This is a genomic window from Antricoccus suffuscus (assembly GCF_003003235.1).
Classification (GTDB): Bacteria; Actinomycetota; Actinomycetes; order Mycobacteriales; family Antricoccaceae; genus Antricoccus; species Antricoccus suffuscus.
Genome location: NZ_PVUE01000009.1, coordinates 89,257 through 103,101, shown reverse-complemented (window position 1 = coordinate 103,101; position 13,845 = coordinate 89,257). Strand labels below are relative to the sequence as shown.

The following is a 13,845-nucleotide window of genomic DNA, read 5'->3' as shown; positions in this document are numbered from 1 at the left end:
CCTAAGCGAACCGCACTACCGCGAACCGTCGTCGTACGCGCGGATAAGCGTTAGGTTGGGTGAGACCGCTCGTCCCCGTGCAAGCAATGAAGAGGAACGGCTCTATGAAGACACAGATGACCGACATGCTCGACATCGAGATTCCGCTGGCCGCGTTCAGCCACTGCCGCGACGTCGTCGCCGCCGTGACCAACGCCGGCGGAATCGGCGTACTCGGGGCCACCGCCTTTACGCCGGACCAGCTTGAGCTGGAGCTGCGATGGCTTGACGAGCACACCGGCGGCCGGCCGTACGGCGTGGACCTGCTCGCCCCGGCGAAGTTGTCGTTCACCGACGAGACCCCCGAACAGCTGCTCGCCATGGTGCCGGCACAGCACATCGCATTTATGCAGGACATGCTGCACAAGTACGGCGTACTGGACAGCGCTGACGACTACACGCTCAACCCGTCCACGCCGTCGGTCGCGCCGGACCAAGTCAGCGCCGCGCTCGAAGTCGCCTTCAAACACCCGATCAAGCTCATCGCCAACGCGCTGGGCGTACCGCCTCAGGAGATGATCGACCTAGGTAAAAAGAACGGCGTACCGGTTGCCGCGCTGGTCGGGAAGGTCCGGCATGCCGAGAAACAGCAAGAACGCGGCGTGGACCTGATCGTCGCGCAGGGTTATGAGGCAGGCGGTCACACCGGCGAAATCGCGACCATGGTGCTGACTCCCGAGGTCGTCGATGCCGTGAGCCCCACGCCCGTTCTAGCCGCCGGAGGTATCGCCACAGGACGCCAGTTCGCGGCGGCCTTGGCGCTCGGCGCGGCGGGCGCGTGGACCGGCTCGGTGTGGCTGACTACGGATGAGGCCGAGACCGATCCAGTGGTCAAGCAGAAGTTCCTCGATGCCGGTTCTTCGGACACCGAGCGTTCGCGCGCGCGAACCGGAAAGCCTGCGCGGCAATTGATCACGGCGTACCACGAGGCATGGGCCAGCAGCAACAATCCCGACCCGCTACCGATGCCCCTGCAGGGCGTGCTCGTCAACCAAGCGTGGGGCCGCATCGCTGCTGCGTCGACGAAGGGCGTACCCGGCGCGGCCGAACTCGACTCCTACTTCGTCGGGCAGGTCGTCGGTCTCATGCGGCAGGCGCAGCCAGCCCGCGAAGTCGTGCGCAACTTCATGGACGGCCTCGTCGAGGCGTACTCCGGCCTACAAGAGCAGCTTGAGGGCTAGCTCTACAGAACTCAGGTAGTACACGGAGCCGATGTTGGTTACGGTCGACGTACGCGACCCTTAGGAGCCCCATCTTGAAGATCGATCTGCTCGTCACGAACGCCAACATCCTCACCATGGACGACAACCAACCGACCGCCTCGAGTGTCGGCGTACTCGGTGGCCGGATCGTCGCGGTCGGACCGGACACCGAAGGGCTCGACGCGCGCCGTACGGTCGACCTCGGTGGAAAGACCCTGGTCCCTGGCTTTCACGACGCCCACAATCACATGGTCGGCTATGGGATGGCGCTCGACGAGATCGACCTGAGGGCGCCAGCGGTCAACTCCCTCGACGAGCTCTACGACGCGGTCGCAGCGCGCGCTGCCGACACCCCAGCAGGATCATGGATCGTCGGTTCCGGCTACGACCAGAACAAGCTAGGCGCGCAGCATCCGCACCGCGACGTGCTCGACCGGATCGCGCCGGACCATCTCGTCTGGCTGAAGCACACCTCCGGGCACATGTGCGTGGTAAACGGCAAGGTCCTCGACTCGGTCGACCTGGACTCGGTGCCGCCGGGCGGCGCTATTGTCCGCGACTCCTCCGGCGTACCGACCGGACTCCTGCAAGAACAAGCACAGGGTCTCGTCCGAACCCTGGTATTTCCCTATTCTCAAGCGACTCTGGTCGACACGATCTCTCGCGCATCTGCCGTCTATGCCACCCAAGGACTCGTCGGCCTCACCGAGGCCGGGATCGGCGGCGGATGGGTCGGCAACAGCACCGTCGAGTTTGCGGCGTACCAGGCGGCCCGGGACAGCGGCGCTTTGCTGCAACGTACGACGCTCATGATCGTCTCGGATTCGCTGCATCCGCTAGATCGCAATGTCGAGGACGGTCCGGCGTACGGCCTCGAGCTCGGGATCCGGACTGGTCTTGGCGACGACCGTCTGCGGATCGGCGCTATGAAGGTCTTCTCGGACGGTTCGCTCATCGGGCACACCGCCGCGATGTGCCACGACTTCAGCAACGACCCGGGGAATGTCGGCTTCCTACAGGACGAGGTCGACCACATGCGCTCGGTGATTACCGGTGCGCATCTCGCCGGTTGGCAGGTCGCGACCCACGCGATCGGCGACAAGGCGGTCGGCACCGTATTGGATATCTACGAAGAGGTGCTGTCCAAGTATCCCCGCGCCAACCACCGGCACCGGATCGAGCACACCGGCGTCTGCCCACCGGCCGACGTCGAGCGGATCGCCCGCCTGGGCGTGATTCCAGTGCCACAGGGGCGCTTCATCGAGGAACTCGGCGACGGGATGGCAGATGCGCTCGGTCCCGAACGCACCGAGTGGTGCTACCGGTTCAAGGGATTCCTCGACGCTGGAATCACCGTGCCGGGTAGCTCGGACCGCCCCGTCGTACAGGGCGCTCCCCTGCTCGGAATGCAGTCGATGGTCACTCGGCGTACTCGCTCGGGAGCTGTATTCGGTGCGGCAGAGCGGGTTTCAGCCCTCGAGGCTCTGCGGTGCTACACGATGGGATCGGCGTACGCCTCGTTCCGGGAGGACTCGACGGGCAGCATCACACCGGGCAAGCTCGCCGACTTCGTCGTACTGGCAGAGGACCCGACCGCGATCGATCCCGAAGGCATCGGGTCGATCGACGTACTCGCCACTGTCATCGGCGGCGACACCGTATACGGCAGCCTCTAGCTCACCGCGTTGAGTGACGCCCGGAACTGATCGACCATCCACGCCATCTCGTCGTCGGTCATCACGAACGGCGGCGACACCTGCAGCGCGCTCCCGTCACCGATCTTGCGGGTAATGACGCCGCGCTCAAGGAGATCTGCTTCCATGCGCGCGCCGAGCTGCGGGGAGGACACCACCACCCCACCGATAAGCCCTACGCCAGAACGGATCTGTACGACGTCCGGGTGATCGTCAAGGCTGTTGAGCGCTTCAGCGAGTGGCTTCTCGAGATCGGTGACGCGCTGCAGCAGCCCGTCGTTTTCGAGAATGTCGAGGTTAGCCATCGCCGCCGCGCAGCAGCTCGCATGGCCCGAATAGGTCATCCCGTGCTTGAAGGGAATCTCACTGCCGTCATCCCAGAACGGCGCGCCGACCTTGGGCGAGATGACGACACCACCTAGAGGCAGGTAGCCAGAGGTGACGCCCTTGGCGAAGGTGATCATGTCGGGGTCGAGGTTAAAGCGTTCGGAGGCAAACCACGTGCCGGTGCGACCGAAACCGGTGATGACCTCGTCGGCGACGAAGAGAATGTCGTGCTGGCGACACAACTCGCGCACCTTGGTCAGATACTCCTGACCCGGGAAGATCGCACCGCCGGCGCCGATGATGGGCTCGCAGAAGAACGCCGCAATGAGCTCGGGACCTGTGTTCGCGAAGACCTTCTCTACGTCGGACCAGTCGGTTGCCGACGCTCTGATGATGTCCGGATCGAGGTCGCCGTACCCGGCCCGGTTGCCTTCCATCCAACCGAGCGCGGTGCCGAATCCGTGCAGCCCGTGGTAGGCGTTTTCACGTGAGACGATGACTCGCTTTTCGGGGCGGCCGGTCGCGGTGAAGTAGCGACGCGCGAGCTTGGCGGCCGTGTCAATCGCGTCGCTGCCACCGGACACCAGGAAGACCGATGCGTCCGGGCCCATCGGCGCCAGCCCGACGATCCGCTCGCAGACGTCTTTCGCCATCGGGTTGGCGAAGGCGCCGAAGGTGTGGAACGTTTCGAGCTCATCCATCTGTTTGCTCACCGCTTCGGTGACTGCCCGCTGCCCGTGCCCGATGTTGGCATACCAGAGCCCTGCCGTCGCGTCGAACAGTTTCGTGCCGTTGTCGGTCCATACATGCGATCCCTCGCCCCGGACAAGGACTATCTCGGAATTCTTCACGGTGGACATCAGTGCCTGCGGGTGCCAAAACTTCGTCGTCATGCATCTCACTCTTGCACGACGCGCAGTACCGCGGCAGCAATGGTCTCTCCGACCCACTTTTCGAAGGCGTCAAGCGTGTAGGTCGCGCGTTCGACAAGCAGTTCATACATGTCCGGGCTGGCAATAGCCCAGGCGGAATCGACGGCGACCGGCCGGGCAACGCGAAGGTCACGATCGGAGACCGATTGAAGGAGGATGTCGAACGTGCCGCGACGCAGCATCTGCAGCTGTTGCCAGTCCGCGGCGATCTCGGGGTCCACGGCGGCCGCATCCCGGTAGAGCCGCCACGCTGGACCGCTGCGTTCGGCGACCGCTCGGAACAGGTGAGCGATCTGACTGACGACTTCGCGCGGGTGGCCAGGGCTTATGGCGCCGGAGAAATCGACTCGCTCCGTCCCCGGCGCTATCGCGGACTCCAGATACGCGCGAAACAGCGCTGACTTGCTGCCCCAGCTGGAGTAGATCGATTGCACGGTGACACCCGCGCGTGCGGCGATCCGCGCGACGGTTGCGGCGACGTACCCGACCTCGGTGAATTCCTCTTCAGCAGCAGCGAGGACACGAGCACGGGTCCGCTGACGCACGACCGCGCCCACCTTTTTTTGTCTGCTCACTGCCATAGACACCACGGTACCCGATGAGTTAGAGTGTCATTCTAAAGCACCACGCGGGGGGACGAGGGCACCAAATGTCACGGGAGTTGGATCGACCGTGGCATCGGCCGGGCGCAGTGGGATATGCGCTCGGCCGGGTGCGAGGAATCGTGCGACCATCGGTGAAGGTGTCGCAGGCACCCACAGAAACGTTCGTAAAAGACACGAGCGTCGAGGTGCCCATGCGCGACGGGGTCATACTGCGCGTCAACCTCTATCGCCCCGCAGGTCGCGGGCCATTCCCGGTGATCCTGTGCGCCCATCCCTACGGTAAAGACGCCCTACCGAAGCGTCGCGGTCGCCGGTGGGCATTCAGTGCGCAATATCGAATCATGCGTCAGCCATCAGAGGTAGCGTTCTCGGATCAGACGGGCTGGGAGGCCCCCGACCCCGCGTGGTGGACGGCCCGTGGGTACGCCGTCGTAAACGCCGACCTTCGAGGCGCCGGCGTCTCTGACGGCGTCGGTTCAACTATGTCGGACGACGAGGGCGAGGACGTGTACAGCCTGATCGAGTGGGCCGGTACCCAGTCGTGGTCAACCGGCTCTGTCGGAATGCTCGGCGTCTCGTATCTCGCAATATCGCAGTACAAGGCGGCGGCGCTGCGTCCGCCACATCTGCGTGCCATCTGCCCGTGGGAGGGCCTCACCGACGCTTACCGCGACCTATTCTCACCGGGCGGAATCAGCGAGCGCGGGTTCTCATCGATCTGGCTGGCGGGCCTCAAGCGCAAGACCCGCAACGCGGTCGATCTTCGCGCCGAGCGCAACGCTCGCCCATTGCGCGATGAGTGGTGGCGCTCGCTCGCCCCGCGACTGAGCGAAATCCAGGTACCGATGCTGGTGTGCACGAGCTTCTCCGATGGCAACCTGCACACCGTCGGCTCGTTTCGCGCCTTCGAACAGGCCGGCTCGTCTGACCGCTTCGCGTACACCCATCGGGCGGGCAAATGGCAGACTTTTTACAGTAACGATGCGAAGGCGGTGCAACTCGCCTTCTTCGATCGCTATCTACGGGATCTTGACGTCCCACCACCGCCACGCGTGCGGCTTGAGGTTCGTGCGAGCAGAGACGAGATCGTCGAGGTGCGCAGCGAACACGAGTGGCCGCTGGCCCGGACCCACTGGCGTTCGCTCTATCTTGGGGACGGCGGAACGCTGAGTGACACTCCATCCGACCGTGCTGGCGAGATCAGCTTCGCTACCCGCAAGGACGCGGCGGCCTTCACCTTCATTGTGCCCAGGGATATCGAACTCACCGGACCGATGAACCTCCTGCTCTGGGTATCAGTCGTCGGCGCCGACGACGCGAGCTTGTTTGTCGGGGCCGAAAAATGGGACCACAACACATGGGTGCCTTTCGAGGGGTCCTACGGTTACGGCCGGGACCGCATCGCGCTCGGCTGGCAGAAGCTGTCACTCCGCGAACTCGATCCCGCGTCCTCCAAGCCACATCGTCCCGAGCATTTGTTCACGACGCCTCAACTCCTGCGGCCCGGCGAGATCGTCCCGTGTCAGATTCCGCTAGGACCGTCTTCGACACTGTTACGCACTGGAGAGTCCCTCCGGCTTCTCGTTGCCGGGCGCACGATCGCACCGCGTAACCCACTCACCGGGCATTTCCCGGCGCATTACGCGCCGAGCGCCCGGTGTCGCGTCACGCTCCACTGGTCGCCGGCGATGCCCGCCGCGCTCGAGGTGCCAGAGATTCCACCGGGCTGACGCCGCCTCTCGGACGGCATCCCAGGCCGACCTCGGGGACTTTGTGACGGATCGCCGCGGACTTTGTGACGGACCGCGGCGGACTTTGTGACGGATCGCGGGTGATTATGTGACGGATCGCGAGGTGGTGGCGAACTGAGTGCGGTAGAGCTCGGCGTACCGGCCCTCGGCACCGATGAGTTCCTCGTGCGTGCCACGTTCTGCGATCCGGCCGTCCTCGACGACAAGGATCTGGTCGGCGGCCCGAATTGTAGATAGCCGGTGCGCGATCACGATCGCCGTGCGGTCGGCCAGTACGTCGTCCAACGCGGCCTGCACGGCGGCCTCCGACGTACTGTCCAGGTGCGCCGTCGCCTCGTCGAGAATCACCACTCGCTGCTGGGCGAGCAGCAGCCGAGCGATTGTCAGGCGCTGACGCTCGCCGCCGGAGAGGCGATAGCCGCGGTCGCCGACCACCGTGGCCAGCCCGTCGGGCAGTTCCTCGATGACCCGGTCGAGGCGAGCTCGGCGCAGCGACTCCCACAGCATGTCGTCGGTCGCCTTGGGCTGTGCGATCAGCAAGTTGGCGCGGACGGTGTCGTGGAAGAGGTGTCCATCCTGGGTGACCATGCCGACGGTACGACGTATCGATTCGGACTTAAGGTCTCGTACGTCGATCCCCGACAGCTTGATCGAGCCGTCGTCAACGTCGTACAGCCGCGGCAGCAGTTGCGCGATAGTCGACTTGCCGGCACCCGACGTACCGACCAGCGCGATCACCTGCCCGGGAAGCGCCTCGAACGAAATGCCGTGCAAAACCTCGACACCGCCGCGATGATCGAGGGTCGCCACCTCCTCCAGCGACGCGAGCGATACTCGATCCGCTGCGGGATAGGCAAAGTGCACGTCGTTCACCTGGACTGACACTGGACCGCCGGGCATCTCGCGGGCATCCGGCTTGTCCTTGATCAGAGGTTCAAGGTCGAGTACTTCGAAGACCCGCTCAAAGCTGACGAGCGCGCCCATAACGTCGACCCGGGCGTTGGCGAGTGCCGTGAGCGGCGCGTAGAGGCGCGTGAGTAGAAGCGCGAGTGTGACGACGGCGCCTGGCGCAAGGCCGCCGGTCAGCGCGAGGTAGCCGCCCAGTCCGTACACCAACGCGAGCGCCAAGGCAGATACCAACGTCAGCGCCGTCATGAAGACCGACTGCAGCATCGCCGACCGTACGCCGACATCGCGCACCCGGTCGGCCCGCTGCGCGAACCACGTCGATTCCTGACTGGGTTCGCCGTACAACTTGACGAGGGTTGCTCCGGAGGCCGAGAAGCGCTCAGTCATCTGGGTGCCCATCGACGCGTTGTAGTCGGCCGCTTCGCGTTGCAGGCTGGCTAGTTTCGCGCCGATTCGTTTGGCCGGTACGACGAAGATCGGCAGCAGCACGATCGCGATGACCGTGACCAGCCAGGACGTGGCGAGCATGACAATCAACGCGAGGACCAGGGTGACGAAGTTGCTGACGACGCCGGACAATGTGCTGCTGAAGGCGCGCTGGGCGCCGATGACGTCGTTGTTGAGCCGGCTGACCAACGCCCCAGTGCGAGTGCGAGTGAAGAATGCGATCGGCATCCGCTGCACATGGTCGAACACCGCCGTACGCAGCCGGAAGATGAGCCCCTCCCCGATTGTCGAGGACAGCCAGCGGGTCACGATTCCGGTCGCGGCCTCGACTAACGCGATGACGGCGATGAGCACGGCGAGGCCGATGACGACGCCGACCTTCTCGCGCCCAGCAATCGCGTCAATCACTTTGCCGGCCAAGATCGGGGTTGCGACGGTCAGTACAGCCATCACAATGCTCAAGAGCACGAAGCCCAGCAAGCGCTTGCGAAGCGGGCGGGAGAACTCCACGATTCGTCGCAGAATTCCCCTGGAAATCGTGCGCTTGGAACTGTCCGCGGTCATCGCTGAATGCAGCGACATCCACGCGGTGGTTTCCATACTCATCTGACTGGTCCGATCCTTAAGTGTTCTGGGCGCGACGGGTGCCGCCGGGAACCGATTAATGACGGTACGGCTTAAAGCCCACTTCATGCCAAGAGAATTCGGAAGCTGTGACGGACGAGCAGACATTCGTGACGGACGAGCGGACATTCGTGACGGACGAGCGGACATTCGTGACGGACGAGCAGACATTCGTGACGGACGAGCGGACATTGGTGACGGATCAGCGGACATTCGTGACGGATCGCGGGTGAGCAGCGGATCACATCCGAGGCGTTTTACTTGCCCGTAACAGCAATGGCCGCTTCCGGAAACGTCCGAAATACAGACTCCTCTTCGAATCACGCATAGGCGTATGAATCGAGGAGGACCGCAGATGGAGCTGACCGCAGGTCACATATGGGTAATGGTGGCGTCGGCGTTCGTGCTGCTCATGACGCCAGGGGTGGCATTCTTCTACGGCGGAATGACCCGAGCGAAATCCACCCTCAACATGATGATGATGAGTTTCGTGGCGATCGGCATCGTGGGCGTCGTTTGGGTTCTCTGGGGCTACTCAATGAGCACCGGCGACGGTGTGGTGCAGCTGTTCGGCAACCCTGGCAACTCGTTCGGGATGAGCAACATCATCGGCACAGATAGCCTGATCACTGCTGGTTACGGCGCGACGTTCGCGATCATCACGGTGGCGCTGATCAGCGGGGCCATCGCGGACCGCGCGAAATTCTCCGCGTGGTGCGTCTTCGTGCCGATCTGGGTCACGGTCGTCTACTGCCCGTTGGCCTTCATGGTCTGGGGCGGCGGCCTGCTCGGACCCGATGGCGCGATCGGCAAGGCGGTCGGGACCGCGATCGACTTTGCCGGAGGCACCGTCGTACATATCAACGCCGGAATTGCGGGCTTGATCCTCGCACTCATCATCGGCAAACGCCGCGGATTCGGCACCGATCCGAACCATCGCCCGCACAACGTGCCCTATGCGATGCTCGGCGCGGCGTTGCTGTGGTTCGGATGGTTCGGCTTCAACGGCGGTGCTGCCAGCAGCGCGGAGCAGGGTGGCCTGATCTGGATCAACACGATGGTCGCCCCCGCTGCCGCGATGCTCGCCTGGATCATCGTCGAGCGCATCCGTGACGGACGACCGACCTCCCTCGGTGCGGCCTCCGGGGTCGTGGCCGGCCTGGTCGCCATTACTCCTGCCTGCGCGAACGTTAGCCCGCTCGGGGCCATCGCGATCGGCATTCTGTCCGGAATTGGTTCCTGCATCGCTATTGGCTGGAAGTTCAAGCTTGGGTACGACGACTCACTCGACGTCGTCGGCGTACACCTCGTCTCGGGTGTGATCGGCACCCTGGCAATCGGCTTCTTCGCCCTGCAAGAGAAAGGCGCCGGTGGCGGCCTCTTCTACGGCGGCGGGTTCGCGCAGTTGTGGAGCCAGTTCGTGGCGTGTGTCTTCTCGATCGTCTTCAGCGGCGTACTGACCTTCATCATCGGCTACGCGATCCACAAGACCATCGGATTCCGGGTATCGGTCGAGGACGAGGAGCGCGGAGTGGACCTGTCCGAGCACGCCGAGACGGCGTACGTCTTCACCGGCGTCAACACCGGCGGCCGGTTCGACAGTCACCACTCGTTGACTCACAAACCAGCGCAGGTCAAAGAGTCGGCGTCCGTCTAGTCCTCTGGACGGCCGAACGGTCGGTGCGTGCGGGCTGTGGTGGGCCGCATGCACCGGCCGTCTTTGCATGGGTGACCGATCAGGAGAGGTGATGCACCTCTTGCAGACCGTAGACCGGCGTCGGAATCCCTTCGAGCCGCGCCTTGAGCTGTAGCGCAAGGTAAAGCGAGTAGTAGCGCGACTGATGGAGGTTGCCGCCATGAAACCACAGCGCCTCTTGCTGAGTCGGCTTCCACATATTGCGCTGCTCGCCCTCCCACGGACCCGGGTCCTTGATCGTGTCCGAGCCGAGGCCCCAAACCTTGCCGACCTTGTCGGCGACCTCCTGCGAGATAAGCTCCGCGGCGAGCCCGTTCATTGACTGATAGCCGGTCGCGTAGACGACAAGGTCCGCCGGAAGCTCGCGACCGTCGGACAGTACGACGGAATGCTCGGTCAGCCGGTCAACCGCGACGTTGCTGACGAGCTTGATATCACCGTTCGCGACGAGCTCCCCGGCGCCGACGTCGATGTAGTAGCCCGAACCGCGCCGCAGGTACTTCATGAACAGCCCCGATCCGTCTTCACCGAAGTCGAGCATGAACCCGGCCTTCTCAAGTCGGTCGTAGTAGTCACGGTCGCGTTCGCGGATCGCGTCGTACACCGGGATCTGCGACTGATGCATGATCCGGTACGGCAGCGAGGCGAAGATCGTGTCCGCCTTGTGTGTATCGACGCCCGCGGCAACGGCCCGTTCGGAGTAGAGGTCACCGAGCGCGAGGTCCATTAGCGAGTCCGAACGCACGATATGCGTCGAGGACCGCTGGACCATGGTGACGTCGGCATCGTGTTCCCACAATGCCGCACATACGTCGTGCGCCGAGTTGTTGGAGCCGATGACCACGGCCTTCTTGCCCTCGTAACCGTCCGGTCCTGGATGCTGCGACGAATGGTGCTGATCGCCTTTAAACTCATCCATGCCTGGGAATTTGGGGATGTTGGGCTTCCCAGAGACACCGAGCGCAAGCACCAGCTGCTTAGGCCGCAATGTGATGGTCTTGCCCTCGCGTACGACGTTGACGACCCACTCGCCGGCAGCCTCGTCGTACCGGGCATCTGTGCAGGTGGTGCCGCCCCAGTAGTTGAGCTCCATAACCTTCGTGTACATCTCCAGCCAGTCACCGATCTTGTCTTTCGGCGAGAAGATCGGCCAGTTCTCGGGAAACTTGAGGTAGGGAAGGTGGTCGTACCAGACCGGGTCATGCAGAGACAGCGACTTGTAGCGCCGGCGCCAGGAGTCTCCGGCACGCGCGTTGCGCTCGACGATGATGGTCGGTACGCCGAGCTGCCGCATCCGCGCGCCGAGCCCGATCCCGCCTTGCCCACCACCGACGATGACGCAGTACGGCTGCACGCTGTGGCCAAGTTGCGCAGCCTCTTGCTCACGTTTCTCCAGCCACGTCGTACGTTGCTTGTCCGCGCCGTGCTCTGCGCCTTTGATCCGCCGGTCAAATGCGGGCTCCTCGAATCCCTTGAGCTCGTCGAGGGTGGTCAACAAGGTGAAACAAGCGCCGTCCTGTAGCCGAACATGGCCGCTCCCCCGGCCAACGGCGGTATCGAAGGTGATCCAGCCTTCGACTACGCCGTCGGCCTCGGTCGCCGGTTCGCGCTGGCCGAAGTTACTCGGCGTGATGTGCGCGAGCTGCGCGTCAAGCATGTCCTTGATCTCGGCGGGGCCTTCCATGGTTTTGATGTTCCAGGTGAATGACACAAGGTCCCGCCAATAGCTCTCGGAGAGAAACAGCGCCGAGGCCCCGGCCGCGTCACCGGCGCTCAACCTGTCCTCGAACTTTCGCAGCCACGCGGACACTTGGTCGCTGGCCGTCGTACCGGATTCGGTGTGCTCTGCAGTCTGGGTCATGACCCCTCCAAGCGATGCTGTCGCCTAGCCCGGTCCAGTAGCGCCCGCCCCGAGTGGGTGAGGTAATCCCCGAGCCCTTATGAGCCGATCCAATCCGACGCCACCAAGATGGTCAATAGGCTGCCAAGCCCGTCTAAACGCGGGCGGACGTCGGCACCGAGTACGCGCCGGCGTCGATGTCCTCGATGAGGGTCGGTCCGGTCGGTGTCCAGCCAAGAAGCTGCTGGGTCGCAAGGCTAGTCGCGGGCGCGTCCATCGAGAAGAATCCTCCGATCCACCCGAAGTGATCCTGTGCGCTATCGAGCGGGATCGATCGGACCGGCAGGTCGCACACACGACCTATCGCCTCGGCAATATCGCGAGTTCGGACACCGGTCTCGGCCACAACATGCAGAATCGCGCCAGCGGGGGCCTTCTCGAGTCCGAGCGAGACGAGTCGGGCCGCATCCGACCGATGTACGGCCGGCCATCGGTTGGTCCCCTCACCGGGATATGCCGAGACACCCCGCTCGCGGGCGACCGCGGCTATGGCGGCGATGAACCCGTGGTCACCCATGCCATGCACGGTTGGCGCAAACCGCAGACTCACGGTGCGTACGCCGCGATCGGCGTATTCGAGGGCGAGATTTTCGCTGCCGCCGCGCGGTGACTCTGGACCGTGGTACGGCGAGAGGTCACTCTCGGTCGCCGGCCCGCTCTGGTTGAGTCCGGCCACGCCCGAGGCGAGCAGAAACGGACGATCTGTGCCCACCAGCGCATCGCCGATGGTCTGGACGGCCGCGCGTTCGGCGGCGTTCGAGATGGCCGGGTTGGAAAAGTCGTGTTTGTTGGCGAGATGAAGTACGGCGTCGGCGCCCTCGGCGCCGGCGCGGATGCTGTCAAGGTCGTCGAGGTCACCTCGACGTACGGTGACGCCTTTCGCCTCGAGCGCCGCGGCGGACGCATCGGACCTGGCGAGGCCGGCGACCTGATGTCCCGCGGCGAGTAGTTCATCGACGGCGGCGGCGCCGATCCATCCGGAGGCTCCGGTAACAAAAACAAGCATGAGGGTGATCTCCTTTACCGACCATCAGTCGGTCGAGTCGTGATGTCTGAGACTGACGTCAGTCACAGACATCACGGTACACCGCCACGGCAGTCACTGTCATCACCTAGAATCGTGAATATGGCGAGATGGGAACCGGGCACTCCAGAGCGCCTGCAGACGGCGGCGCTCGAGCTATTCGCCGCGCAGGGTTTCGAACAGACGACGGCCGCACAGATCGCGCGGTCTGTCGGCCTCACCGAGCGCACGTTCTTCCGCCATTTCAGCGACAAACGCGAAGCGCTGTTCTACGGACAGGACCTGTTCGCCCAGGCGTTCCTCGATGGAGTCGCCGAAGCGCCACCGGACGCGGCCCCGCTCGACATCGTCGCCGCAGCCCTTCGGTCGGCGGCAACATTGTTTCCGGACGAGCGCCGTACTCGCTCGCGCATACGGCAGTCCGTGATCGAGCAGAACCCCGCGCTCCAGGAACGCGAACGGCACAAGATGTCGGGAATCGCCACGACGATCGCCGACGCCTTGCGCGCACGCGCCATCACCGATCCCGCGGCGACGCTTGCGGCCGAATCGGGCGCGACAGTGTTCGGAATAGCGTTCACCCAGTGGCTCGTCGAGGGCGAGAAACGGTCTCTCGCCGACATCACGGCGGACGTGCTTCGCGAGCTACGTAACCTGAGCGGCGTGCCGACTACGTCGCCAAGCGTCTCGTAGCA

The 13,845-nt window shown here is 64.1% G+C and carries 10 protein-coding genes; 5 read left to right on the top strand and 5 right to left on the bottom strand.

What is annotated here, in order from left to right:
• Window positions 1-104: 104 nt before the first annotated feature.
• Both CLV47_RS12065 and CLV47_RS12060 read left to right on the top strand, forming a co-directional pair.
• Window positions 105-1,220, top strand: a complete 1,116-nt coding sequence (locus CLV47_RS12065) for an NAD(P)H-dependent flavin oxidoreductase (RefSeq protein ID WP_106349302.1) — start codon at window positions 105-107, stop codon at window positions 1,218-1,220.
• Between the two features lie 74 nt (window positions 1,221-1,294).
• Window positions 1,295-2,917: an amidohydrolase gene (locus CLV47_RS12060; RefSeq protein WP_202862538.1), complete on the top strand. Its 1,623-nt coding sequence runs from the start codon at window positions 1,295-1,297 to the stop codon at window positions 2,915-2,917.
• Here the strand turns inward: CLV47_RS12060 and CLV47_RS12055 are convergent.
• Both CLV47_RS12055 and CLV47_RS12050 read right to left on the bottom strand, forming a co-directional pair.
• Window positions 2,914-4,155: an aminotransferase family protein gene (locus CLV47_RS12055; protein WP_106349301.1), complete on the bottom strand. Its 1,242-nt coding sequence runs from the start codon at window positions 4,153-4,155 to the stop codon at window positions 2,914-2,916. The genes CLV47_RS12060 and CLV47_RS12055 overlap by 4 nt on opposite strands.
• 5 nt (window positions 4,156-4,160) lie before the next feature.
• The gene (locus CLV47_RS12050) at window positions 4,161-4,769 is read right to left on the bottom strand and encodes a TetR/AcrR family transcriptional regulator (RefSeq protein WP_170111052.1); all 609 of its coding nucleotides are present in this window, start codon (window positions 4,767-4,769) and stop codon (window positions 4,161-4,163) included.
• A 74-nt stretch (window positions 4,770-4,843) separates the two neighbouring features.
• Between CLV47_RS12050 and CLV47_RS12045 the strand changes: the two genes are divergently transcribed.
• A complete protein-coding gene (locus tag CLV47_RS12045; RefSeq protein ID WP_106349299.1) occupies window positions 4,844-6,529 on the top strand; it encodes a CocE/NonD family hydrolase in 1,686 nt (561 codons plus the stop codon).
• A gap of 105 nt (window positions 6,530-6,634) precedes the next feature.
• On the opposite strand, the gene CLV47_RS12040 is transcribed toward CLV47_RS12045, so the two are convergent.
• A complete protein-coding gene (locus CLV47_RS12040) occupies window positions 6,635-8,512 on the bottom strand; it encodes an ABC transporter ATP-binding protein (protein WP_106349298.1) in 1,878 nt (625 codons plus the stop codon).
• 373 nt (window positions 8,513-8,885) lie between these two features.
• Here CLV47_RS12040 and CLV47_RS12035 point away from each other — a divergent pair, with 373 nt between their 5' ends.
• Window positions 8,886-10,187 (top strand): ammonium transporter, encoded by a 1,302-nt coding sequence (locus CLV47_RS12035; protein WP_106349297.1) that lies wholly within the window; start codon window positions 8,886-8,888, stop codon window positions 10,185-10,187.
• Window positions 10,188-10,266: 79 nt separating this feature from the next.
• Here CLV47_RS12035 and CLV47_RS12030 read toward each other — a convergent pair whose 3' ends face one another.
• Together CLV47_RS12030 and CLV47_RS12025 are read right to left on the bottom strand one after the other, a co-directional pair.
• Window positions 10,267-12,087 carry a flavin-containing monooxygenase gene (locus CLV47_RS12030; protein ID WP_106349296.1) on the bottom strand — a complete coding sequence of 607 codons (1,821 nt, stop codon included), beginning with the start codon at window positions 12,085-12,087 and terminating at the stop codon, window positions 10,267-10,269.
• A gap of 133 nt (window positions 12,088-12,220) precedes the next feature.
• Window positions 12,221-13,132, bottom strand: coding sequence for an SDR family oxidoreductase (locus tag CLV47_RS12025; RefSeq protein WP_106349295.1), 912 nt, complete (start codon window positions 13,130-13,132; stop codon window positions 12,221-12,223).
• Between the two features lie 120 nt (window positions 13,133-13,252).
• On the opposite strand from CLV47_RS12025, the gene CLV47_RS12020 reads away from it, so the two are divergent.
• Window positions 13,253-13,843, top strand: a complete 591-nt coding sequence (locus CLV47_RS12020) for a TetR/AcrR family transcriptional regulator (RefSeq protein ID WP_106349294.1) — start codon at window positions 13,253-13,255, stop codon at window positions 13,841-13,843.
• Window positions 13,844-13,845: the final 2 nt, after the last annotated feature.